19 protein-coding genes are annotated in these 21,884 nt (G+C 72.5%); 3 read left to right on the top strand and 16 right to left on the bottom strand.

Features of this window, described 5'->3' with window-relative positions; translation table 11 throughout:
* Positions 1 to 35 precede the first annotated feature (35 nt).
* Positions 36 to 746: a FadR/GntR family transcriptional regulator gene (locus FCN18_RS23180; protein ID WP_137096079.1), complete on the bottom strand. Its 711-nt coding sequence runs from the start codon at positions 744 to 746 to the stop codon at positions 36 to 38.
* A 401-nt stretch (positions 747 to 1,147) separates the two neighbouring features.
* Here FCN18_RS23180 and FCN18_RS23175 point away from each other — a divergent pair, with 401 nt between their 5' ends.
* Both FCN18_RS23175 and FCN18_RS23170 read left to right on the top strand, forming a co-directional pair.
* Entirely contained in the window at positions 1,148 to 2,578 is a 1,431-nt protein-coding gene (locus FCN18_RS23175; protein ID WP_112277117.1) for an acyl-CoA synthetase, read from the top strand.
* Positions 2,571 to 3,896: a carboxyl transferase domain-containing protein gene (locus tag FCN18_RS23170; protein ID WP_137096078.1), complete on the top strand. Its 1,326-nt coding sequence runs from the start codon at positions 2,571 to 2,573 to the stop codon at positions 3,894 to 3,896. The genes FCN18_RS23175 and FCN18_RS23170 overlap by 8 nt, the downstream gene beginning before the upstream one ends.
* A 336-nt stretch (positions 3,897 to 4,232) precedes the next feature.
* Here FCN18_RS23170 and tsaE read toward each other — a convergent pair whose 3' ends face one another.
* From tsaE to glmS, 8 genes are all read right to left on the bottom strand, one after another.
* Positions 4,233 to 4,697, bottom strand: a complete 465-nt coding sequence (gene tsaE, locus FCN18_RS23165) for a tRNA (adenosine(37)-N6)-threonylcarbamoyltransferase complex ATPase subunit type 1 TsaE (RefSeq protein WP_170200585.1) — start codon at positions 4,695 to 4,697, stop codon at positions 4,233 to 4,235.
* Complete coding sequence (locus tag FCN18_RS23160) at positions 4,694 to 5,713, bottom strand: alpha/beta fold hydrolase (RefSeq protein ID WP_137096077.1); 1,020 nt, start codon at positions 5,711 to 5,713, stop codon at positions 4,694 to 4,696. The genes tsaE and FCN18_RS23160 overlap by 4 nt, the downstream gene beginning before the upstream one ends.
* Positions 5,713 to 6,843, bottom strand: coding sequence for an alanine racemase (gene alr, locus FCN18_RS23155; protein ID WP_112276923.1), 1,131 nt, complete (start codon positions 6,841 to 6,843; stop codon positions 5,713 to 5,715). The genes FCN18_RS23160 and alr overlap by 1 nt, the downstream gene beginning before the upstream one ends.
* 25 nt (positions 6,844 to 6,868) lie before the next feature.
* Positions 6,869 to 8,284 carry a xylulokinase gene (gene xylB, locus FCN18_RS23150; protein WP_113642969.1) on the bottom strand — a complete coding sequence of 472 codons (1,416 nt, stop codon included), beginning with the start codon at positions 8,282 to 8,284 and terminating at the stop codon, positions 6,869 to 6,871.
* 5 nt (positions 8,285 to 8,289) lie between these two features.
* The gene (locus tag FCN18_RS23145; protein WP_137096076.1) at positions 8,290 to 9,093 is read right to left on the bottom strand and encodes a DeoR/GlpR family DNA-binding transcription regulator; all 804 of its coding nucleotides are present in this window, start codon (positions 9,091 to 9,093) and stop codon (positions 8,290 to 8,292) included.
* Positions 9,086 to 10,099: an NAD(P)-dependent alcohol dehydrogenase gene (locus FCN18_RS23140; protein ID WP_137096095.1), complete on the bottom strand. Its 1,014-nt coding sequence runs from the start codon at positions 10,097 to 10,099 to the stop codon at positions 9,086 to 9,088. The genes FCN18_RS23145 and FCN18_RS23140 overlap by 8 nt, the downstream gene beginning before the upstream one ends.
* A 75-nt stretch (positions 10,100 to 10,174) precedes the next feature.
* Complete coding sequence (locus tag FCN18_RS23135; protein WP_113642970.1) at positions 10,175 to 11,620, bottom strand: NAD(P)H-hydrate dehydratase; 1,446 nt, start codon at positions 11,618 to 11,620, stop codon at positions 10,175 to 10,177.
* Between the two features lie 10 nt (positions 11,621 to 11,630).
* Positions 11,631 to 13,493: a glutamine--fructose-6-phosphate transaminase (isomerizing) gene (gene glmS, locus FCN18_RS23130; RefSeq protein WP_137096075.1), complete on the bottom strand. Its 1,863-nt coding sequence runs from the start codon at positions 13,491 to 13,493 to the stop codon at positions 11,631 to 11,633.
* A 108-nt stretch (positions 13,494 to 13,601) separates the two neighbouring features.
* Here glmS and FCN18_RS23125 point away from each other — a divergent pair, with 108 nt between their 5' ends.
* Positions 13,602 to 14,417, top strand: a complete 816-nt coding sequence (locus tag FCN18_RS23125) for a dienelactone hydrolase family protein (RefSeq protein ID WP_112276913.1) — start codon at positions 13,602 to 13,604, stop codon at positions 14,415 to 14,417.
* Here FCN18_RS23125 and FCN18_RS23120 read toward each other — a convergent pair.
* From FCN18_RS23120 to glmM, 7 genes are all read right to left on the bottom strand, one after another.
* Positions 14,410 to 15,396: a beta-ketoacyl synthase N-terminal-like domain-containing protein gene (locus FCN18_RS23120; protein WP_137096074.1), complete on the bottom strand. Its 987-nt coding sequence runs from the start codon at positions 15,394 to 15,396 to the stop codon at positions 14,410 to 14,412. The genes FCN18_RS23125 and FCN18_RS23120 overlap by 8 nt on opposite strands.
* Before the next feature lie 5 nt (positions 15,397 to 15,401).
* On the bottom strand, positions 15,402 to 16,604 hold the full coding sequence (locus FCN18_RS23115; protein WP_112276909.1) for a beta-ketoacyl-[acyl-carrier-protein] synthase family protein: 1,203 nt from the start codon (positions 16,602 to 16,604) through the stop codon (positions 15,402 to 15,404).
* A 3-nt stretch (positions 16,605 to 16,607) separates the two neighbouring features.
* Positions 16,608 to 16,859: an acyl carrier protein gene (locus FCN18_RS23110; RefSeq protein WP_112276907.1), complete on the bottom strand. Its 252-nt coding sequence runs from the start codon at positions 16,857 to 16,859 to the stop codon at positions 16,608 to 16,610.
* Positions 16,856 to 17,443, bottom strand: a complete 588-nt coding sequence (locus FCN18_RS23105) for a hypothetical protein (RefSeq protein ID WP_112276905.1) — start codon at positions 17,441 to 17,443, stop codon at positions 16,856 to 16,858. The genes FCN18_RS23110 and FCN18_RS23105 overlap by 4 nt, the downstream gene beginning before the upstream one ends.
* A 34-nt stretch (positions 17,444 to 17,477) precedes the next feature.
* Positions 17,478 to 19,982 carry a WXG100 family type VII secretion target gene (locus FCN18_RS23100; RefSeq protein ID WP_137096073.1) on the bottom strand — a complete coding sequence of 835 codons (2,505 nt, stop codon included), beginning with the start codon at positions 19,980 to 19,982 and terminating at the stop codon, positions 17,478 to 17,480.
* Positions 19,979 to 20,308 (bottom strand): hypothetical protein, encoded by a 330-nt coding sequence (locus FCN18_RS23095; RefSeq protein ID WP_110334858.1) that lies wholly within the window; start codon positions 20,306 to 20,308, stop codon positions 19,979 to 19,981. Before FCN18_RS23095 ends, FCN18_RS23100 begins: the two co-directional genes overlap by 4 nt.
* A 150-nt stretch (positions 20,309 to 20,458) precedes the next feature.
* Positions 20,459 to 21,793, bottom strand: coding sequence for a phosphoglucosamine mutase (glmM, locus tag FCN18_RS23090; RefSeq protein ID WP_137096072.1), 1,335 nt, complete (start codon positions 21,791 to 21,793; stop codon positions 20,459 to 20,461).
* Between the last annotated feature and the right edge of the window lie 91 nt (positions 21,794 to 21,884).

Below are 21,884 nucleotides of genomic sequence, written 5' to 3'. Positions count from 1 at the left end.
CAGGCAGGCTGGCCTTCACCCGCACTGCGCTGACCTCACTCCGCGTCGTCGTCGGGGTTCCAGGCCAGCAGGCGAACCTTGGCGACGGTGCGCAGGTGCCTGCGCATGGCGGTCGCGGCCTTACTGGCGTCGCCCCTGCTGATGGCGTCGAAGATGGCCAGATGCTGGCTCAGCGAGCGGGACGGCCTGCCGGGCTGCCGGAGCGACTCGGTACGGCTCTCGGTGATCTGGTCGGCGATGGAGCGCATGAACTCGGCGAGCATCGAGCTGTGGGCGGCGGCTGTGACGGCGGCGTGGAACCGGCGGTCACCCTCCACGCCGTGCCCGCCCTCGGCGATCTCCCCGCGCATGTAGTCGAGCGCGGCCTCGAGCGCGTCGAGGTCGGCCTTGGTGCGCCGCTCGGCCGCGAGCTCGGCGAGCTTCGTCTCGAGTGCCTCCCTGGCCTCGAGCACATCCGGCAGGCGCTTGCGGCGCTCGACGAGCTGCTCGACCGGCTCCACGTCGAGTGTGTCCCTGACCAGGTACGTGCCTCCGCCGTGGCGAGCCTCGACGAGTCCCTGCACCTCCAGCACCACGATCGCCTGCTTGACCGACGCCCGGCTCACGCCCAGCCGCTGGGCCAGCTCGCGCTCGGCGGGCAGCTTGTCGCCCGCGCTGAGCCCGGCGCTCACCACGTACTCACGCAGCCGCTCCAGCACCTGCTCATACAGCCGGGTGCGGGCCATGGGCCGCAGGGCATCAGGCACGCGGGCCCCCTTCGATCGCGCTGACCAGCCGTGCTCGGGAGCGTAACAGCCCGGGAGCCGTTCGGAGTGGCTCAGCCACTATGCCACTCTGCCACTGATCCACTGAGCCACGATCACTTCGGGCCTTGACATCGACCGCCAGCCCGCCGCAAAGTGGTCTAGCCACTTGTCCACTAGGCCACTGAGCCATTAGACCACCGAGCCACTAGCCCACTGAGCGACCAGCGCACGAGCCACCAATGCCGGCGAAGCGAGCGAGGACCTGGACCAGGATGGATTCTCCCGGCAGCTCCTGGTGTACGGAGGCATCATTGTCGCGGTGGCACCGCTCGCCGGGTGGCTTGTGCTGATCGCGCCCGGCTCCGGGTGACCCAGTGATCGAAGAAGGAGATCGCGTGACTGTGCTCTTTCCCTCGCTGCACACGACACCGGACAAGGCGGCGCTTCGCTTCGGAGAGAAGTCGCTCACCTACGCCGAGCTGGCCGGCGTGGCCGGTTCGCTCGCGCAGCGGTTGCGTGGCCTTTCCAGGATCGCGGTGTGGGCCACGTCCAGCATGGAGACGAGCGTCGCCGTGGTCGCCGCGCTCGCCGCCGGTGTGCCCGCGGTGCCGCTCAATCCCAAGCTCGGGGAGCGAGAGCTCGCGCACATCGTGTCCGACAGCGAGCCCGCGCTCGTGCTCGCGGAGCCGGGCGTCGAGTTGCCCGAGGGGCTGCGCGACGTGCCCCGCGAGGATGTCACGCTCACCGGCTCCGCCGGCGAGCTGCCGCCGGAGCCGGACGACGAGGCTCCCGCGCTGATCGTCTACACCTCCGGCACCACCGGCCCACCGAAGGGCGTCGTGCTGCCGCGAAGGGCCATCGCCAGCACGCTCGACGCGCTGGAAGACGCCTGGCAGTGGAGTGCCGACGACGTGCTCGTGCACGCGTTGCCGCTGTTCCACGTGCACGGGCTCATCCTCGGCATTCTCGGGCCGCTGCGGCGCGGCGGCTCGGTGCGGCACCTCGGCAAGTTCTCAACCGACGGGATCGCGGCGGCACTGGCCGAGGACGGCACGATGATGTTCGGCGTTCCCACGATGTACCACCGGATCGCCACGGAGGTCGGCGGCAACCCGCGCCTCGCCGAGGCGCTGCGCGGCGCCCGCCTGCTGGTATCGGGGTCGGCCGCGTTACCGGTGCACGACCACCAGCAGATCACGGCGGCCACCGGCCAGCAGGTGGTTGAGCGCTACGGGATGTCCGAGACGCTCATGAACACCAGCGTCCGCGCGGACGGCGAACGCAAACCCGGCACGGTGGGCGTCCCGCTGCGGGGCGTCGAGCTGCGGCTGGTCGACGAGGCCGGTGCGCCGATCGAGACCAGCGACGGCGAGACGGTCGGCGAGATCCAGGTGCGTGGCCCGAACCTGTTCACCGAGTACCTGAACCGGCCGGATGCGACGGCGGAGGCGTTCACCGGCGGGGGAGGCTGGTTCCGCACGGGCGACATGGCGACACGCGACGCCGACGGCTACATCCGCATCGTCGGCCGCAAGGCCACTGACATCATCAAGAGCGGCGGCTACAAGATCGGCGCAGGGGAGATCGAGAATGCGCTGCTGGAGCACCCCGCCGTGTCCGAGGTGGCGGTGACAGGAGAGCCGGATGACGACCTCGGCGAGCGCATCGTGGCGTGGGTCGTGCCCAGCGGCGAGCCGCCGTCGGAGCAGCAGCTCGCCGATCATGTGGCGCGGTTGCTCACGCCCCACAAGCGCCCGCGCGCGGTGCGGTTCCTGACCGCGTTGCCGCGCAATGACATGGGCAAGGTGATGAAGCGGGCCCTCAATGCCTGACTCCGCGCGCGCGACGATCGACGCCGTGGCCTCGGCATTCACCGAGCTGCCCGCCGACGAGGTGACCGACACCGGTGTCGACGGCCCCATCGGCTGGCGCGGGTACGACGGCGCGCGGGCGAGCGCGGCGGAACGCACCGGCGAGCGCGAATCGGTGGTGTGCGGGGTCGGCAAGGTCGGCGACACCGAGGCGATGCTGATCGCGTTCGAGTTCGGCTACCTGGGAGGTTCGCTCGGCGGGCGCACGGGTCTGCGGCTGGAGCGCGCGTTCGGGCGGGCGCGGGAGCTTGGCGTTCCGGTGGTGTCGCTGATCGCGACCGGCGGCAGCCGGATGCAGGAGGGCATGCGGGCGCTTTCGCAGCTGCAGCGCATCGCGCGGGAATCGGCGTTGACGCGGGCGGCCGGGTTGCCGCAAGTCGCGGTGCTGCGCGATCCGACGACGGGTGGTGGCTGGGCGACGCTCGGCGCCGGCGCGGACGTGACGCTCGCGCTGCCGGGCGCGCAGGTCGGGTTCGCCGGGTCGCGGGTGCGCCCGCCCGGTGACCCGGCCGCGTACACGGCGGAGGGGCAGTTCGCGTCGGGCCACGTCGACCAGATCATCGACCCGGCGCGGCTGCGGACGAAGCTCGAACGGTGGCTGCGGCTGCTGACCACCCCGGCGACCGAGGCCGCGCCCCCAGGCGCCCTCGGTGACGCGGACCTGCCGGACACGGGCTGGGCCGCGGTGGAGCAGGCGCGTGCGGCGAGCCGCCCCCGCGCGGAGTCCTATGTGGACGACTACTTCGAGTGGCGGGAGGACATCAGCGGCGACCGCTGCGGCGGGGTGGACTCCGGGGTCCTGTGCGGGTTCGGGCACCGCGACGGCGCGACGATCGCGTACGCGGCGCAGTGCGGGACGGCGACGCGCCCGGCGGGCTTCCGCACCGCGGCCCGGCTCGTGCGGCTCGCGGACCGGCTGGGCATTCCGGTGCTGACCCTCGTGGACACGCCGGGCGCGGCGAACGATGCCGATGCCGAGCGGGCGGGGATCGGTCCGGCGATCGCGGAGATGTTCGAGGCTCTCGCGTCGGCCAGGGTGCCGGTGACCACACTGGTGATCGGCGAGGGTGGCTCGGGTGGAGCTCTCGCGTTCGCCGCGGAGGGCCGGACATGGGTCACGCCGGACAGCTACTTCTCGGTGACCTCGCCGGAGGCGGCCGCCAGGATCCTCAAGCGCGCGGAGCCGGAGGTGCCGACGACCGCCGACCAGCTCCGCCTGCGTCCCCAGGACCTCGTCGAGCTGGGCATCGCCCGCGGCATCGTCGGCCCCGCGCGGTAGCGAGGTTGACCGGGGACGCGAATGGAACCCGCGCATCAACGGCGGGACCAACGGCCGAGACCCCGCCGACACGAACGGAACCGTGGCGCCGCACGCGAGGCCGTTCAGCCCCGGACTGTCACCCCCACGCGGTAACGTGAAATCAGGGGCGCCCCTGTGCGTCGCCAACGGAGCCCTCACGTCGTGTAGGCGGCGTGGCACCGGGTCCGGCCGGTCGCCCATGCAGTGAAGGTGGCCTTCACTGCGTTCAACGCAGGCATGGTGGCCTTCACTGCGGGCAGGCCGCCGCCCCAACCGCACACCGGCGACACCGGCGCCGCGGCAGGCACGCCCGGGTTACGCCGCGAAGGCCAGCTCATCAGTGCGGTCCGCCCAGGCGCCGTGTGGTTCCAGCGTTACCGTCCGCACGTCGTCGGGGCGACGGTCGAGCCGCACCACAAGGTAGTCCTCCGAGAGCCGCTCCGCGAAGCCCTCACCCCATTCGACCACCACCGCGGCGTCCTCGAGGTCTGTGTCCAGGTCCAGGTCGTCCAGCTGCGAGAGGTCGCCGCCGAGCCGGTAGGCGTCGACGTGCACGAGCGGCACCCCGCCCGGACCCGCCGGATGCACCCTCGCCAGGACGAACGTCGGCGAGCTGACCCGCCCCGACACCCGCATGCCCTCCGCGATGCCCCTCGTCATGGTCGTCTTGCCCGCCCCGAGCGGGCCCGCGAGCAGCACGAGATCGCCCGCCCGCAACACGCGACCCAGAGAACGTCCGAAGTGGATCGTCTCGTCGGCCGTGGGGAGTTCCATGCTCATCTGCGCCACCATCGGATCCTACGCACGAGCCGCTGCCGGTCCGCACCGGAACAGACCCTCAGCAACTCGATGATGTGATCGTTCACCAGGTCCGGTTGCTCCAGGTGAACCATGTGCCCCGCGCCGCGGGCCCGCACCAGCCGCGCGTCCGGCAGTTCCGCCGCCATCCGTTCCGCGTGCGAGTACGGCGTCAGCCGGTCCGCGTCCCCGCCGACCACCAGCACGTGCACGTGCTTGAGTCCCGCCAGCGCGGCGTAACGGTTGTGACTGCCCAGCGTGTCGACGAAGTTCACCAGCTGGCGCACGGACGACACGCCGAGCATCTCCAGCATGAAGTCGACCAGCCGCGAGTCGACGTCACGCCTGCCGAACGCGAGCCTGCGCACCGCGTGCCGCGTGAGCTGACCACCGGCAGCCCGCACGAACTCCACGAGCCCCGGCTGCCAGCCCGCCAGCTCGCCGACACCCCGAGTCAGCGGGTTGTACTTCGACAGCAGCGAGCGCGGCAGACCACGGCTGCCCACCTCCCCCGCGGCGGTCGCGATCAGCACCACGCCCCGCACTCGCTCGGCGAACAGCTCCGGGGCCTGCTGGGCCAGCTCCATGATCACCATGCCGCCCATCGAGTGTCCCATCAGGACGGTCGGCTCGGCTGGCGCCACCGCACGCAGCACGGCGTGCAGGTCGGCGGCGAGCTGCTCGATGGTGCTGTGCTCGGCCTCGGCGGCGGCCGACTGCCCGTGGCCGCGGTGGTCGTAGTAGACCTGCCGCACCCTCGGCACGCGCAGGGCCGTGAACGCGCGCCGCTGGAAGTGCCAGCTCTGCCGCGAGAGCGCGAAGCCGTGTACGCCGACCACGGTCAGCTTCGGCCTGCCGCCGTCCTCCGGCTCGATCTCCTCCACCGAGATCGGTGAGCCGTCGTCCGCGGCCACCGTGGACACCCGTCCGGGCGCGAGGCGACCGAACGGTTCCTCGGCCTCCTCCTCGTTGTCCGCCCGCAACGGCCGCGACGACATCAGCCGTGGTCCTCACCGAGGTAGCGTCGCCGCACCCTCGGCCGGTACATGCCGGTGACGATCTCGTAGTCGATCGTGCCGATCGTGTCGGCCCACTCCGTGGCCGTCGGCTCGCCATGAGCGCCCGAACCGAACAGCACCACCTCGGCGCCGAGCGCGGGCTCGTGGTCGCCGCAGTCCACCACCAGCTGGTCCATGCACACCCGGCCAGCGACCGGATGCCGACGGCCGTCCAGCCACACGCTCATCCGGCCCGACAGCGTGCGCGGCACACCATCCGCGTAGCCGACGGGCACGAGCGCGAGCGTCGTGTCCCTCGACGCCGTCCACGTGTGTCCATAGGAGACGGACTCGCCGGCCTGGATCCGTTTGGTCAGCACGACACTCGACCGCAGCGTCATCGCGGGCGTGAGCTTCTCGCCCTGCGGCACCGGGTTCAGCCCGTACATCGCGATGCCGGGCCGCACCAGGTCGAAGTGCAGGTCCGGGCGAGTGAGCGTCGCGGCCGAGTTCGCCAGGTGCCGCAACGGGTCCAGGCCCACACCGCGGGTGATCGCGTGGGCGTCGGCGAACCGCTCGGCCTGCGCGTCGATCGAAGGGTGCCCCGGCTCGTCGGCACACGCCAGGTGTGACCACATCGCCACGACCTCGATACCGGGGTCGTCGGCCGCGGCCTTCACGAGGTCCGGCCACGCGTAGGGCGGGCACCCGTTGCGAGAGAGCCCCGTGTCGATCTTCAGGTGCACGCGTGCGGGCTTGCCGGCGCGTGCGGCGGCCGCCGCGACCCGTTCCAGCTCGGCGAGCGAGCTCACCGAGAGGTCGACGTCCCGCTCGACACCGGGCGTGAAGTCGACGTCCGGGGTGTCGAGCCAGCTGAACAGCCGCGTCGTGATCCCGGCGTCGCGCAGGTCCAGCGCCTCGGCCAGCGAGCACGTGCCGAGCCACGTCGCCCCCGCCCGCACGGCCGCCTTCGCCACCGGCAGCGCGCCGTGGCCGTAGCCGTCGGCCTTCACGATCGCCATCGTCTCAGCACCGGAGGCGGCGGCCCGCGCGGCGAGCAGTCCGAGGTTGTCGCGGATGGCGCCGAGGTCGATCACGACCTCGGCGCGGGGCGAATGGTCAACGTTCATGGCACGAGAATTTTCCCACAGGGCCTCAAAGATCGTGCACGCGAGCGCGCGCGGCCCGGTGCTCCTCGCGGATCCGCTGCCCCGCCTCGGCCTCGGCAGCGGACGGCTCGTCGAGCCGCAGTACCTGGTCAGCGCCCTCCCACGCGGGCGGTTCCGGCGTACCGGCCAGCGCCCACGCGGCCTGCCTCGCGGCGCCGAGAGCCACGTGCTCGGCCGGTTCGGGCACCACGACGGGCACTCCGAACACGATCGGCGCGACCGCGCGCACACTCGCCGACTGCGCGGCTCCACCGGTCAGCAGCACCCGGCGCACGGTGATTCCGTGCTCACGCACCGCTTCCAGCCCGGCGGCGAGCCCGCACAGCATGCCCTCGACGGCGGCGCGCGCCAGGTTCTCCGGCGTCATGTTGGCCCTGCGCAGGCCCAGGAGCGATCCGGCGGCCTCGGGCAGGTTCGGCGTGCGTTCACCGTCCAGGTAGGGCAGCAACGCGAGCCCGTCCGCGCCCGGTGCGGCGGCGAGCGCCAGCCGGTCCAGCTCCGCGAGGTCCACATCGAGCAGCCGGGCCGTCGCGGTCAGTACCCGCGCGGCGTTCAGTGTGCAGGCGAGCGGCAGGAACCGCCCGGTCGCGTCGGCGAAGCCGGCGACGGTTCCGCTCGCGTCGGCCGGGGGCGTCTCGCTCACCCCGAAGACCGTGCCGCTCGTCCCGAGCGACACCACGACGTCGCCCTCGCCGACCTCCAGGGCGAGCGCGGCGGCCATGTTGTCGCCCGTGCCCGCCGACACGAGCACACCATCCGGCGTGTGGCCCGCGGGCTGCGCGGGGCCGAGCACCGTCGGCAGCCCGGGCGTCCGGCCGCCGAACGCCTTCGCCAGCAGGTCGGTGCGGTAGGCGTTCTCGGCTGGCGAGAAGTAGCCCGTGCCCGACGCGTCCCCACGGTCGGTCACCGGGTCGCCGCCAACGAGCCGCCAGGTGAGCCAGTCGTGCGGCAGCAGCACGCGCGCGACGCGGTCGGCCAGCTCCGGCTCGTGCTCGGCCATCCAGCGCAGCTTCGTCACCGTGAAGCTCGCCACGGGCACCGAGCCGACAGCCTCCGCCCACGCCTGCGGGCCGCCGAGCTCGGTGGTGAGGTCGGCGGCGGCCTTGCCGGAGCGCGTGTCGTTCCACAGCAGCGCCGGCCGCACGACCTCGCCCGCGTCGTCGAGCGTCACCATGCCGTGCTGCTGGCCGGCCACACCGATCGCCGACACGCCGTCGAGCAGCCCGTCCGTGGCCGAGGTGAACGCGGACCACCACTCGGCGGGGTCGACCTCGGTGGTCTCCGGGTGCTCCGCCCTGCCCGAGCGCACGACCGCGCCGGTCCGCGCGTCGCAGACCATCACCTTGGTCGACTGCGTCGAGGAGTCGACCCCGGCGACCAGAACTTCCCTTTCGCTGTTCATGTCCGTCAGCTTCCCTGGTCGGTGCGCACGCGGGCGACCGCCACCCGGTTGCCGAACGCGCGCAGTGCCTCGATCTCGTCCGCCGGTGTCTCGTCGTCGACGAGCACCACGTCGTAGGCGCCGGCGTCGCCGTACGCGTACGTGGCCGTTCTGCCGAACTTCGAATGGTCGACCACCAGCACGTTGCGCTGGGCCACCTCGAGCGCCACCTCCTTCAGCTCGGCGTACTCCCGCACCGGGTGGTACAGCCGCCCGCAGGCCACCGCTGTCGCCGACACGAAGCCGACATCCGCGCGCAGGCGGCGCAGCGCCGCGAGCGTGTCAGGGCCGATGCACGAGTCGAACTCTGTGTAGCGCCCGCCGAGCAGTAGCACCTCGCCTCCCCCGGCCTCGCCGACGATGCGGGCCACCTCGAGCGAGTTGGTGACCACCACGAGCCGCTCCAGCCGCGCGAGCACGCGGGCGAGCGGGAACAGCGTGGTCGAGTCGTCGAGGAACACCGTCTGCCCTTCGGCCACCTCGGCGGCCGCGAGCGCACACAGCGCCTCCTTGTGCGCGACGTGCAGCCCCTCGCGAAAGCGTTTGGCGGTCTCCATCGTCAGCGCCGGGTATGCCGCGACCCGCCCGCGCAGCTTGCGCAGCAGCTTGCGCTCGGCGAGATCGTCGAGGTCGCGGTGCATGGTCATGAGGCTCACGTCGAAGCGGGCGGTGAGGTCGTCGATGCGCACCTCGCCGAGCTCGATCACCGTGCGCAGGATCGACTGCCTGCGCTGCTCCACGGCGGCGTCCGGCGGACGCGTCCTAGGCATGCGGCAGCACCACGGCCTTGATCACGCTGTCGTCCCTGGTCGCGACGGTCAGCGCCCGCTCAGCCTCGGCGAGGCCGAAACGGTGGGTGACGAGCCGGTCGAGGTCCACCTCGCCGCCCGCGGCGAGCGCGAGCGCCGTCGGCCACGTGTTGGCGTAGCGGAACGTGCCCGTCACCTCGATCTCGAAGCCCTGGACGTGCGCGAGCGGCAGCGGGATCTCGTCACCGCCCATGCCGACCAGCACGACCCGGCCGGCGCGCCCGACCAGCCGGATGGCCTGGCCGATCGCCGAGGGCACGCCCGAGCACTCCAGCAGCACGTCCGGCTCGTAGCCGGACTCGGCGAGCGAGGACGCCGAGACGTCCACGGTCGCGGTGGCGCCGAGTTCTCCGGCCAGGCGCAAGCGTTTGCCATTGACGTCGGTGACCACCACCTCCGTGGCTCCGAAGGCCCGCGCGGTCTGCGTCGCGACCAGGCCGACCGGACCCGCGCCCGTGATGAGCACCCGCGAGCCGGGGCCGACACGCGCCTTGCGGCAGGCCCACACGCCCACCGACAGCGGTTCGAGCAGCCCGGCGGCCTCGTCGCTCAGCGCGTCGGGCACCGGGTAGGCGAACTCCTCGCGCAGCACGACGTACTCGCGGAACGCGCCGTCGACGGGCGGTGTGCCGAAGAACCGCATGTGCGGGCACAGGTTGTAGCGGCCCAGGCGGCACTCGGCGCACCGCGAACACGGAACCCCCGGTTCGAGCGATACGCGCGTGCCCGGCTCGTGCAGCGTCGCGCCCGGCCCGTTCGCCACCACGACGCCGCTGGGCTCGTGACCGAGCACGAGTGGGCGTTCCACCACGAAGTCGCCGATCCGGCCGTGCTCGTAGTAGTGCACGTCGGAGCCGCACGTGCCCACCGCGAGTACCCGGACCAGGACCTCCCCTGTACCGGGAACGGGCACCGGGCGCCGCTCGGTGCTCACGTCGTGGACACCGTTCAGCACGGACACCGTCATGGTCTCGGGGAGATCGCTCACCGGCCCTTCCTACCAGAAGATCGGCGCGTTTTTAACACATAACTCGGTAATAACTCACGGCGCCAGGGAGCGAGCCTGCCGGATCGCGTCCGGGATCGCGGCGAGCACACCCGACGCCGACGCCGGTACCCCGCGGGCCGCCAGCTCGCCGGCCCGCGCGTGGACGTCGGCCGCGACCCCCGCCGCGAGCCACGGCTCGACGCCCGAGGCCAGCAACGCGCCCGTCAGCCCCGACAGCACGTCGCCCGAGCCCGCCGTCGCGAGCCACGACCCCCGCGCCTTGTTGACCAGCACCCGGCCCGCCGGGTCGGCGACCAGCGTGCTGTGCCCCTTGAGCAGCACGACGGCGTCGAACCGGCGCGCGGCCTCGCACACGGCCCCCACGCGGTCCGGGCCGGGCGCGTTTCCGGTCAACCGCTCGAACTCGCCGTCGTGCGGGGTCAGCAGCAGCGGTGTGTCCGGGTCACGGGCGTCGAGCACCTCGGGACGCTCGGCGATGATCGTGATGGCGTCGGCGTCAGCGCACACCGGCACGCCCTGGCCGAGCGCGTGCACCAGCACGTCCCGGCCCGCGCTCCCGGTTCCGATGCCGGGCCCGACCACCCACGCCTGCACTCGCCCCGCGTCGAAGATCGAGCCGGTGGCCACCACCTCGGGCCAGTGCCAGCGCACCACGTCCGCGGCGTGCCCGGCGTAGCGCACCATGCCCGACGTCGCCCGCACGGCGGCAGCCGCCGCGAGCACGGCCGCACCCGGGTAGGCCGACGAACCGGCCGCGACCCCCGTGACGCCCTGCGAGTACTTGTTGTCCGAAGGCCCCGGCATCGGCCACGCCGCCGCCACGTCGGCCGCGTCGAGCCCGCGCAGGTCCGGCTCCCCCAGCTCATCGCCGAGGCCGATGTCGACGAACACCACCTCGCCGCAGCGCTCAGGGTTGAGCACGTGCACCGGCTTGTACGCGCCGAACGTCACCGTCGCCGTCGCCCGCACGGCCGGTCCGTCGACGGCGCCGCTGTCGGGTTCCACCCCGCTCGGCAGGTCCACCGCGAGCACGGGCGCGGCGACGCGCTCCACGAGCGCGGCGGCGTCGGGGCGCAGCGGACCCTTCGCCGAGATGCCCACGATGCCGTCGACCACCAGGTCGGCGCTCTCGATCCACTGTGGACCGTCGGCGAGCGGGACCACCCGGCCGCCGGCCCTCCGCAGCGCCGCGAGCCCCTCCGGGTGCGCCTTCCCCGGCTGGAGCAACACCGCCGCGACGCCGGCCCCGCGCTTGCGCAGGAACGCGCCGGCCCACAGCGCGTCGCCGCCGTTGTTGCCCGCTCCGACCAGCAACACCACCCGCCTGCCGGAGACCGACCCGGTGTGCTCGGCCAGCATCCGGGCCGCGTGCACGGACACCCCGTGCGCGGCGCGCCGCATGAGCGCGCCCTCCGGCGTCACCGCGAGGAGCCGCTCCTCGGCCTGCCGGATGTGATCAGTGGTCCAGATTCCGCGCACAGGCCACTGTCTACTCCACCGTCACCGACTTCGCCAGGTTGCGCGGCTTGTCCACGTCGTAGCCCCGGGTGCGGGCGATCTCGGCGGCGAGCACCTGCAGCGGCACCGTGGAGACGAGCGGCTGCAACAGGGTCGGCACCGCGGGCACCTCCACCAGCTCGTCGGCGAACGGGCGCACCGTGTCGTCGCCCTCCTCGGCGATCACGATCGTGCGGGCGCCACGCGCCTGGATCTCACTGATGTTCGACACGAGCTTCGCGTGCAGCACCGCGCGCCCCTTCGGCGAGGGCATCACCACGACCACCGGCAGGCCCTCCTCGATCAGCGCGATCGGGCCGTGCTTCAGCTCGCCCGCCGCGAAGCCCTCGGCGTGCATGTAGGCGAGCTCCTTGAGTTTGAGCGCACCCTCCAGCGCCACCGGGAACCCGACGTGCCTGCCGAGGAACAGCACGGCCTTCGAGTCGGCCATCCTCCGGCCGAGGTCCCGCACCTGCTCTACTGTGGACAGTACCTTGTGGACAGCGGCGGGCATTGCCTCCAGCTCGCTGAACTCGCGCGCGACCTCGTCGGGGTACTTCGTGCCCCGCGCTTGGGCCAGCGCGAGGCCCACCAGGTAGTTGGCGGCGATCTGCGCGAGAAAAGCCTTGGTTGAGGCGACGCCGATCTCCGGCCCGGCGTGCGTGTAGAGCACGGCGTCGGACTCGCGCGGAATCTGCGCGCCGTTCGTGTTGCAGACGGCGAGCACGCGGGCCTTCTGCGTGCGGGCGTGCCGGACGGCCTCCAGCGTGTCGGCCGTCTCCCCCGACTGCGAAACCGCGACCACGAGCGTGTCGCGGTCGAGCACCGGGTCGCGGTAGCGGAACTCGCTGGCCAGCTCCACCTCCACGGGCAGGCGGCACCAGTGCTCGATGGCGTACTTGGCGACCAGCCCGGAGTGGTAGGCCGAACCGCAGGCGACGACGAAGACCTTGTCGACATCACGGAGGTCCTGGTCGGCGATCCGCTGCTCGTCGAGCACGATCCGGCCGGACTCGAAGTGCCCGCGCAGCGTGTTGGCGAGCGCGTCGGGCTGCTCCTCGATCTCCTTGAGCATGAAGTACTCGTGGCCGCCCTTCTCCGCGGCCGAGAGGTCCCAGTCGACGGTGAACGGCTTGCCCTGCGCGGGCTCGCCGTCGAAGTCGGTGACCACGTAGCCGTCGCGGTCGATCACCACGAGCTGGTCCTGGCCGAGTTCCACGGCCTCGCGCGTGTGCTCGATGAACGCGGCGACGTCGGACGCGACGAACGTCTCACCCTCGCCGACGCCGACCACCAGCGGTGACGAGCGCCGAGCCGCGACGATCAGGTCCGGCTGGTCGGCGTGGGTGACCACGAGCGTGAACGCGCCCTCAAGGCGGCGGCACACCGTGCGCACACTCGCGGCGAGGTCACCCTTCGTGTCGCCCTCGTCGAAGGCGCGGGCGATGAGGTGCGCCGTGGTCTCGGTGTCGGTGTCGCTGGTCAGCTCGACCCCGGCGGCTTCCAGCTCGGCGCGCAGGGCCGCGAAGTTCTCGATGATGCCGTTGTGGACCACGGCGACGCGGTCACTGGAGTCCCGGTGCGGGTGGGAGTTGCGGTCCACCGGCGCGCCGTGCGTCGCCCACCGGGTGTGACCCATGCCCGCGGTGCCGGTGAAGGCGTCCCTGCCGGTGGTGTCCAGCGCCGACTCCAGGTTGGCGAGACGACCCGCCTTCCGTTCCACGGTCAGGGATCCGGCCCCGTCGAGCACCGCGACACCCGCCGAGTCGTAACCCCGGTACTCCATCCGGCGCAAGCCGCCGAGCACGACGTCGAGCGCCTGCCGGTGTCCGACGTATCCCACGATTCCACACACGTGCCCCAGCGTAACGACACAGCGCGAGCACCCCGGCCGGGTAGGGCGGCAGCACCTTCCGCCCGTGGCACGCCTGCCGCCACCTGATCGTTCGGCTACCCTCCAGCCATGGCCAGCAAGCCGAAGCAGTTGCTCGAGGAGCTCTCCCACCCGGGTCCGCACGAGGTGCTGCGCGGCGACCTCGCGCTCGTCGGTCTCCCCGGCGTCGTGTTCACTCCGCGTGAGGGGCTGAACCTGCCCGCCGTCGCGTTCGGACACGGCTGGCTCCAGCCGCCGGGCCGCTACCGCGAGCTGCTGCGCCACCTCGCCAGCTGGGGCATCGTCGCCGCCGCGCCCGCGACGCACCGCGGTCCGCTGCCCTCGCACCGGCTCTTCGCCGCCGACCTGCGCTCCACGCTCGACGTCGTGCGCGGTGTGCGGCTCGGCCCCGACGGCATCAGCGTCGACCCGCGCAAACTCGGTCTCGCCGGGCACTCCATCGGCGGCGGCGCCGCCGTGCTCGCGGCCGCCGCCGGGGGCGAGCCCGAGATCAAGGCCGTCGCCACCGTCGCGGCGGCGCAGACCATGCCCACCGCCACCGCCGCGGCCGGGAGCGTCACCGTGCCCGGGCTGCACCTCGCCGCCGACAACGACCTGGTGGCGCCCGCGGGCGGCAACGCGGAGGCGATCGCGAGGGCGTGGGCGGGCCCCGTGCAGCTGCGCACGCTGCCGAAGTCGTCGCATCTCGGCGTCACCGAGGGCGCGCACTGGAGCCAGGCCCTGCTGCACGGCAAGCCCCACCGTGCCACGCAACGCACCGTCCGCGCGCTGTTCACCGCGTTCTTTCTGACCCACCTGACCGGCTCGAACGCCTACCGGTCGCTGCTGGAGGCCGAGCTCAAGGCGGCGCCGATCGCGTACGAGCCGGAACCGGCCGTCAGCTGAGCACGCGCAGCAGCACGCAGCCCACGGTGCCGTCGGGGTCGAGCGCAGTCGCCACAGCGAGGCCCGGCGAGCGCAGCAACGTCACGACCTGGAACGGGCCCGTCGCGGCGCCGACGTCGCCGATCACCTCCGCCGGGTCCACCACCGACGCCCGCAACCTCGCGAGGGCTGTGCGCTCCGCGTCGGCGAGCTCCCCCTCCTGGGCCGAGACGGCCACCGTTCGCACGTCCTCCGCCTCGGCGCCCGCCCGCTCCAGCACGCGGCACAGGCATGCCGCGAGCGCTCCGGCGGCGCCGCCGTCCACGGCGACCCGCGTCGCGACGCCGAGCACCTCGGCCAGCGGCGGCCTCGCCGTGCCCGCCGGTTCGAGGAACACCACCGCGGCGCCCTCGCCCAGCACGGTCGTAGCGCCCCGGTGGTGCTCCAGCCACGCCCGCGTGGGGCTGTACTCCTCAACGGCGCCGCACACGACCCCGCTCGAGCGACCGGTGGCGAGCAGGCGAGCGCCGTAGCGCAGCACACTGAGCCCGGACATCCGCCCGCCTGCGATCGTCGTGTTCGGACCCGTGAGCTTGTGCCAGATCGCCGCCTGGCCCGCGGCGCTGTTCATCAGCGCGAACGGCATCGAAGCCGGGTTGACGAAGTACGGCTTGCGGCGCGTCAGGGAGTCGCGCGTGAACTCCAGCTGCGTCTGGGAGCTGCCCGAGGTGGTGCCCAGCACCACGCCCGTGCGCGCGTCCACGTCGACGGCGGGCAGCAGCTCTCCGACCACGCCGACCGCGAGCGCGCTGGAGCGGTCCATCGAGCCGGTGCCCTTGGTGCCCAGCGCCTCCCGCACCACGAAATCCGAGGCGAGAAACGCCTTCGCTCCTGGGCTCTCGTCGTCGAGCGGGCTCGGCCGCACGAGGCCGGCCTCGAACGCCGCGCTCCCGACCCCGCACGACGAGATCGCCGACCACGCCGTGATCACCGGTCCCATGCGCCTCACCGCTTCCCGAGCACCACTACGGCGTTGTTGCCGCCGAAGGCGAGCGCGTTGTTCTGCACCACCCGCAGCTCGGCCTCGACCGCCGTGTTCGGCACGCAGTCGATGCCGCAGTCGGGGTCCTTTTCCGTGTGGTTGATGGTGGGCGGGATGAAGCCGTGCTCGATGCCGAGCGCGCACGCCGCGGCGCCGAGCGCGCTCGCCGCGCCCATCGTGTGCCCCAGCATCGACTTCACCGACACCGTGCGCGGAGGCCGGTCGCCGAACGCCCCACGGATCGCCCCGCACTCGGTGACGTCGTTCGCCTTCGTTCCCGTCCCATGCGCCGAGATCAGATCCACCTCGCCGGGCCCCACCCCGGCGTCGGCGAGCGCGAGCTCCATGCACCGGCGCACGCTGTCGCCGTCGGGTGCGACCTGGTGGTGGGCGTCGCAGTTGAGGCCGTAGCCGAGGATCTCCGCGTAGACCCTTGCCCCGCGCTCCAGCGCCGACTCCAGCGGCTCCAGCAGCAGCACCGCGCCGCCCTCACCGGTCAGGATGCCGCGCCGGTTCACGTCGAACGGCCTGCAGCCGTCCGGATCCACCGCGCCGAGCCGGTAGAACCCGGTGAAGGTCATGCGGCACATCGCGTCCGCGCCGCCGCACAGGGCGAAGTCGGCCTCGCCCGTGCGCACCGCGTCGAAACCGTTGCCGATCGCGTAGTTGCCCGCCGCGCACGCGGTCGCGATCGTCGAGACATCCACATCGGACAGCCCGAGCTCACGGGCGACCCCGGTGGCGAGCGTGCTCGCCGGAAGCCTGCGCGCCGCAACGGGATCCATCGACTCCGGTCCGGAGTGGACATACGAGGCGGCCAGCCGCTCACCGTCGTCCGAGCCGCCGTCGGTGGTGCCGATCGACACCAGACCGGGCCGGCGCCGCAGCTCCTCCTCGGTGAGCGCGGCGTCGTCCAGCGCCATCCTGGCCGACGCGATCGCGAACCGGGCGGCCCTGCCGACCTCGTCGAGCGGAACGTTGCGCACCCAGCGCTCCGGCTCGAACCCGACCACCTCACAGCCCGTGGCGTGCGCGAACCCCGTGGTGTCGAACGCCCCGATCGGCCGCGCCCCGCTGCGTCCCTCCCGCAGGGCCCGAGCGAAGGCGGCGGCGCCGGTGCCGATGCTGGACACGACACCGATGCCGGTGATCACCACTCTGCGCACGGCTCAGGCGTCCAGCGCCGCACTGAGCACGTCGTACACCCCACGCAGGTTGACGAGCCGCTCGATCTCGTCCTCGTCGATCTCCACGTCGAACTCGATCTCGAGGTTGGCGAGCAGCTCGATCAGCTTCATCGAGTCGGCGCCGAGATCCTCGGTGAACAGGTCGGTGTCGCTGACCTTCTCCGGCTCGATCTCCAGCACCCGGCAGACGAGCTCCTTGATCTCGTCGGCCCGTTCGGCCACCGCTGCGTTCATTTCAGCCAACTGTTGTTCGAGAAGTCGTCGTCGTCGAACCGCTCTTCCTCCCTGGCGTGCCGGGGAGCACGCCGAGGCGGTGGCGGCGGGGTCTCCGGCTCCGGCTCCTGGGCAGGCGCGACCGACCGCGAGTACTTGCGCTGCTCCGGTTGCTCCGCCTGCGCGGGCGGGGCGATCGCGCGCGAGTACTTGCGTTGCTGCTGCGGCGGTTCCGGCTGCGGCGCGGGGGCCCCCGCGGGTGCCGGGGACGCAGCGGCCGTCGGGCCGACCGGCGCACCGCCCGCGTAGCGCGAGTAGTCGTCGGCGGGCTGTTCCTCGTCCTCCACCTGGCCGAAACCCATGACCTTGTCGCGGTCGGCGAGCGCCTTCTCGGTGGCCCAGCCGCCGGCCTCCCGCTGCCTGCGGCCCAGCTCGCCCAGGTGCTTGGCGGTCTTGTCGGCCACCTGCCCCTGCCGCTGGAAGGTCTCCTTCGCCTGCTGCTTCGCCGCCGCGGACCGGCGCTCCCGCAACGCGCGGCGCTCGCTCATCTCGCGGTTGATCTGTCCCAACCGGGTGATGACCGCCGCGGCCTTTCCCTCAGCCATCAGGACTCCTCACCTCTGCCGTCGGCCATGCCGCTCACCGGTCGAACCGGATCGAGCGCTCGGCGCCGTCGTTCAGCGAACCACTGATCCGGCTGCCGCCGCCACTGCCGCCGCTCTCGAAGATGCCACCGTCGATGCGGTACGGGTTCGAGCTGCGCTCCTGGTCGCCGCCCTGGCCGCCACCGGCGCCGCCCATGGCACCCATGCCGCCCATCATGCCCATGCCTCCGGCCATGCCACCTGCGCCGCCCGACATGCCGTTGCCCTGCGCGGCCGCGGCCGGCATCGCCTCGCCCATGCCACCGGGAGCGACACCGAGGCCTGCCCCGGCCGGCGCGGACTGTGTGCTCGCGCCCGACTGGGCACCGGCGTCGAGCGCGTCGCCCTCGCCACCGCCACCGACGGCAGCCGGAGCACCGGCAGCGCCGCCGAAGTCGCCCCCGCCGCCACCGCCGCCGCTACCTCCGCCACCGGCGGACGGCTCGGTCTGCTGGCCACCACCGGCGCCGTCACCGCCACCCGGCACGCCCTCGCCGCCGACAGCCCCGCCGATACTCGCGCCGTCGCCACCGGCCACGCCGGCGGGCGCTCCAGCCGCTTCGCCCTCCACCGGCGTGCCACCGCCACCGGCGAACGACCCGCCTTCGGAACCACCCGAGGTGAACGGGTTCTCACCTGGCGCGGGCATCGTCCGGATGCCTTCCCGCGGCGTGCCGCCCTGGGCGCCCGCGCCACCGCCCTCCTGCTTGGCCTCACCGAGGGTGTAGGTGGTGGGCGGCGGGTTGCCGTCGTCGACGGTGACCTTGGTCGGCCCGTCCGGGCCCTCCGGCTGCTCGGCCGTGATCTTGAGGTTGCCGTCCTCGATGTGGATCTTGCCGTCGGGGCCGGGCCGGTACACCTGTTCACCGTCCGCGCCCTCGGACCCCTGCGGGCCGAAGCCCTCCTGCCGGCCCTCGGCGCCCCCGGCGCCCTCTTCGCCCGTACCGAAGTCGAGCTTGTAGTCCTTGAGCTCGCCGGAGCCGTCGTCGACGGAGATCTCCATCTTCCCGTCTTCGTCGGGCTCGGTCATCTCGAAGGTGTGGTCACCCTTCTCCACGGTCAGGGTGTCCTGGTCGCTGCCGGTGTCCTTGATGGCCTCACCGGTCTCGGGGTCGATCGGGTAGGGCTCGCCCGTCTCCGGGTTGACCTCCAGGTCCTCGCCGGTGACCGGGTTCTTGCCAGGGGCCTGCGCCCCCGGAGTCTCCATCTCGGGCGGGGTGGGCGCGCTGGGGACACCGCCGCCGCCACCGGTCCCACCACCGGTCCCGCCGCCACCGGTCCCGCCGCCGCCCGTGCCTCCGCCGCCACCGGTGTCGCCGGGGTTCGGCTGGGGCTGCGGTTGCGGCTGGGGCTGGGGCTGCGCGGACTCCTCCGGGAACTCGCTCTTGTACTCCTTGAGGTAGGAGTTCATCTCCTCGAAGGCCGTGTCCACGGCCTCCTTGGTGTCATCGCACAGCTGTGTGAAGCGCTGGTGCAGGTTGTCGTAGAGGTCCGGGTTCCACGAGTCCCGGACCCACTGCTTGCACTGGTCGATGACGTAGTTCTTGTTGCCCTCGTTGAGACCGCAGTCGTCGGACCGGATGCGGGACTCGATGTCGCTGCCGGTCTCCGCGTCGACCCACGCCGCCACCGGCAGGATCTCGTCCTGCGAGGAGAAGTCGCCGTTCGCCAGCTTCATGACGTCCCTGGCGGTCTGTTCGGTGGCCGCGCCGACCGTGGACTGGTACATGGCGATGACCTCGTCGGCCTTGTACTTCACCGCCTCGTAGACCGTCTGCACCGTGGCCTCGATGACGTCCGCGCCACCGCTCAGGTACTCCAGCAGCGTCTGCGTGTTGGGCGCGATGTCCTCGCTGTACTTCTGGTACGAGGCGTTGGCTCCGTCGCCGGTCCAGTCCTTGTAGAGGGAGTTGAGGCTCGACTCCGTGGTGCTGTGCAGATCGGACAGCACGGTGTGCGCGTCGCGCAGCCGCTTGGCCTCGTCGAGCAGCTTCTGGAAGTCGATGCCCTTCTGCTCGTCGAATCGCTTGACGATGTCCTCGTCGTAGTTCAACGGCGAATCGATGTGCTTCTGGTCGCCGGGGGCCTCCGCGTCGATCGGGATGAAGGTCTCGAAGACCCTGAGCCCGTCGCGCGCCAGGTCCAGCAGCTCGTCCGCCTTCGCGATGGCCGACGAGCCCGAGCCCGGCGCCTGCGCGTTGTCCAGCTCGCCCTGGTTCTCCTCGAGCCGGTCCCGCACCTGGCGGTCCTGGTAGCCGTTCTCCTCCGACTCCTGCTCGGCCTGCTCGTAGGCCGCGTCGTCGAGGTAGTCGACCAGGCCACCGCCGCTGCCGAACGTGTACCGGGGGACGTTGTACTGCTCGAAGTACGGTGCCGCGTCCTCGTTGAAGCCGCCGCCGTCGCGGGAGTACGCGCCCAGCACCGCCTGCTTGGTGTCCGCCGAGACGTAAGGATCGTCCAGGATCGCCTTCGTCTCTTCCCAGCTGCGTTGCTCGCTCACATCCCGCTCCCCGACTGGTTGGCGGCCGCGGCCTGCTCGGACTCGGCCGTGGCGTACTGCTTGCCCGCGCTGCCGATGCCCTGGGCCAGCGAGATCAGCGCGCCGCACATCGCGTCGGAGCCCGTGCCGAGCGCCTCGATCGCCGCCGTGAAGTCGGCGCCGTACTGCGTGTGGGCGGTGCCGAAGTCGGCTTCCGTGACCTTCGCGGGCTTGACGTCCTTGACGGCGTCCTTGGCTTCCTCGGCGGCATCGTTGATCGTCTGCGCCTGGCTCGCCATGGAGCCCGTGTCTGCGGTATAGCCGCTCGGTGCGTTGACCCCGGTCACGACCGCTCCCCCTCCCGGTTGACTGTGCGATCGCCTCTACGACGCACACGGTTCCGCCCCGGTGCCGTCGCTAATGCACAGAATGTACCGAGGCGCAGGTCAGCGCGCACCGAGATCGGAAATTTGCAAGCCGAAACGCCGAACGCCTGCTCAGGAGACCGAGGCGACGACCCCGGCCAGCCGGTCGGCCGCGGCCTGGGCGGTGTCCTCCGCCGGCGCCTCGACCATCACGCGCACGAGCTGCTCGGTGCCCGACGGGCGCAGCAGCACGCGGCCCTCGTCGCCCAGTTCCGCGCTCACCGCGTCCACGGCCTCCCGCACGGCGGGCGAGGCGGCCACGGCGGCCTTGTCGGCGACGCGCACGTTGACGAGCACCTGCGGCAGCCTGCGCATCACCCCGGCCAGCTCGGCGAGCGGCTTCCCGGTGGCAGCCATCCTGCCCATCAGCCGCATCGCCGTGAGCAGCCCGTCACCCGTTGTCGCGTGTCCGGGCAGCACGACGTGCCCCGACTGCTCGCCGCCGAGGGAGAAGCCGCCCGCCCGCAGCTCCTCCAGCACGTAGCGGTCGCCGACGGCCGTGGTCCGCAGCACGATCTCGTGCTCACGCATCGCGAGGTGCAGGCCGAGGTTGCTCATCACCGTGGCGACGAGCGTCGTCTCGGCCAGCTCACCGGCCTCCGCCATCGCGAGGGCGAGGACGGCCATGATCTGGTCGCCGTCCACGAGGTTGCCCCGAGCGTCGACGGCGAGGCAGCGGTCGGCGTCACCGTCGTGGGCGATGCCGAGGTCGGCGCCGTGCTCGACGACGGCGGCACACAGGTCCTCGGGGTGGGTGGAGCCACAGCCGTCGTTGATGTTGACGCCGTCCGGGTCCGCGTGCAGCGCGACCACCTCGGCGCCCGCCTTGCGGTACGCCTCCGGGGCGGCCTGCGAGGCGGCGCCGTTCGCGCAGTCGACCACCACGCGCAGGCCCGCGAGTGAGTGCGGCGTGGCCGCGAGCAGATGGGCGACGTAGCGGTCGAGTGCGTCGTCGACATCGGAGACGCGGCCGATCTGCGCGCCGGTCGGCCGGGCGCCGTGGGCCGTGAGCCCGGCCTCGATCTCGTCCTCGATACCGTCGGGCAGCTTGTGCCCACCCTCGCCGAAGAGCTTGATGCCGTTGTCGGGCATCGGGTTGTGCGACGCGGAGATCATCACGCCAAGATCCGCGGAGAGGTCGCCCACCAGGAACGCGACCGCCGGCGTCGGCAGCACGCCGACCCGCAGTACGTCCGCGCCCGCCGACGCGAGCCCGGCGACAACGGCCGCCTCCAGCATCTCCCCGCTGGCCCTCGGATCCCTGCCGACGATGGCGACGGGCCGGTGCGAGCGGTCGTGTGCGGCGAGCACGCGGGCGGCGCTTGCCGCGACCGACATCGCGAGCTCGGGCGTGAGTTCGGCGTTGGCGAGGCCGCGCACCCCGTCGGTGCCGAAAAGGCGAGCCATGTCCTCGACCTCCGTGTGAGGGTCCTGCTGTGAGCGTCCGCCCCGGGAGCGGCCCGATCAAACCTAGCGACCGCGGGGAAGCGGCCCCAGG

This window comes from Prauserella endophytica (assembly GCF_005146945.1).
In the GTDB taxonomy this organism is placed as follows: Bacteria; Actinomycetota; Actinomycetes; order Mycobacteriales; family Pseudonocardiaceae; genus Prauserella_A; species Prauserella_A endophytica.
The sequence above is the reverse complement of the archived record's forward strand: the minus strand, read 5'-3'. Positions and strand labels throughout refer to the sequence as shown.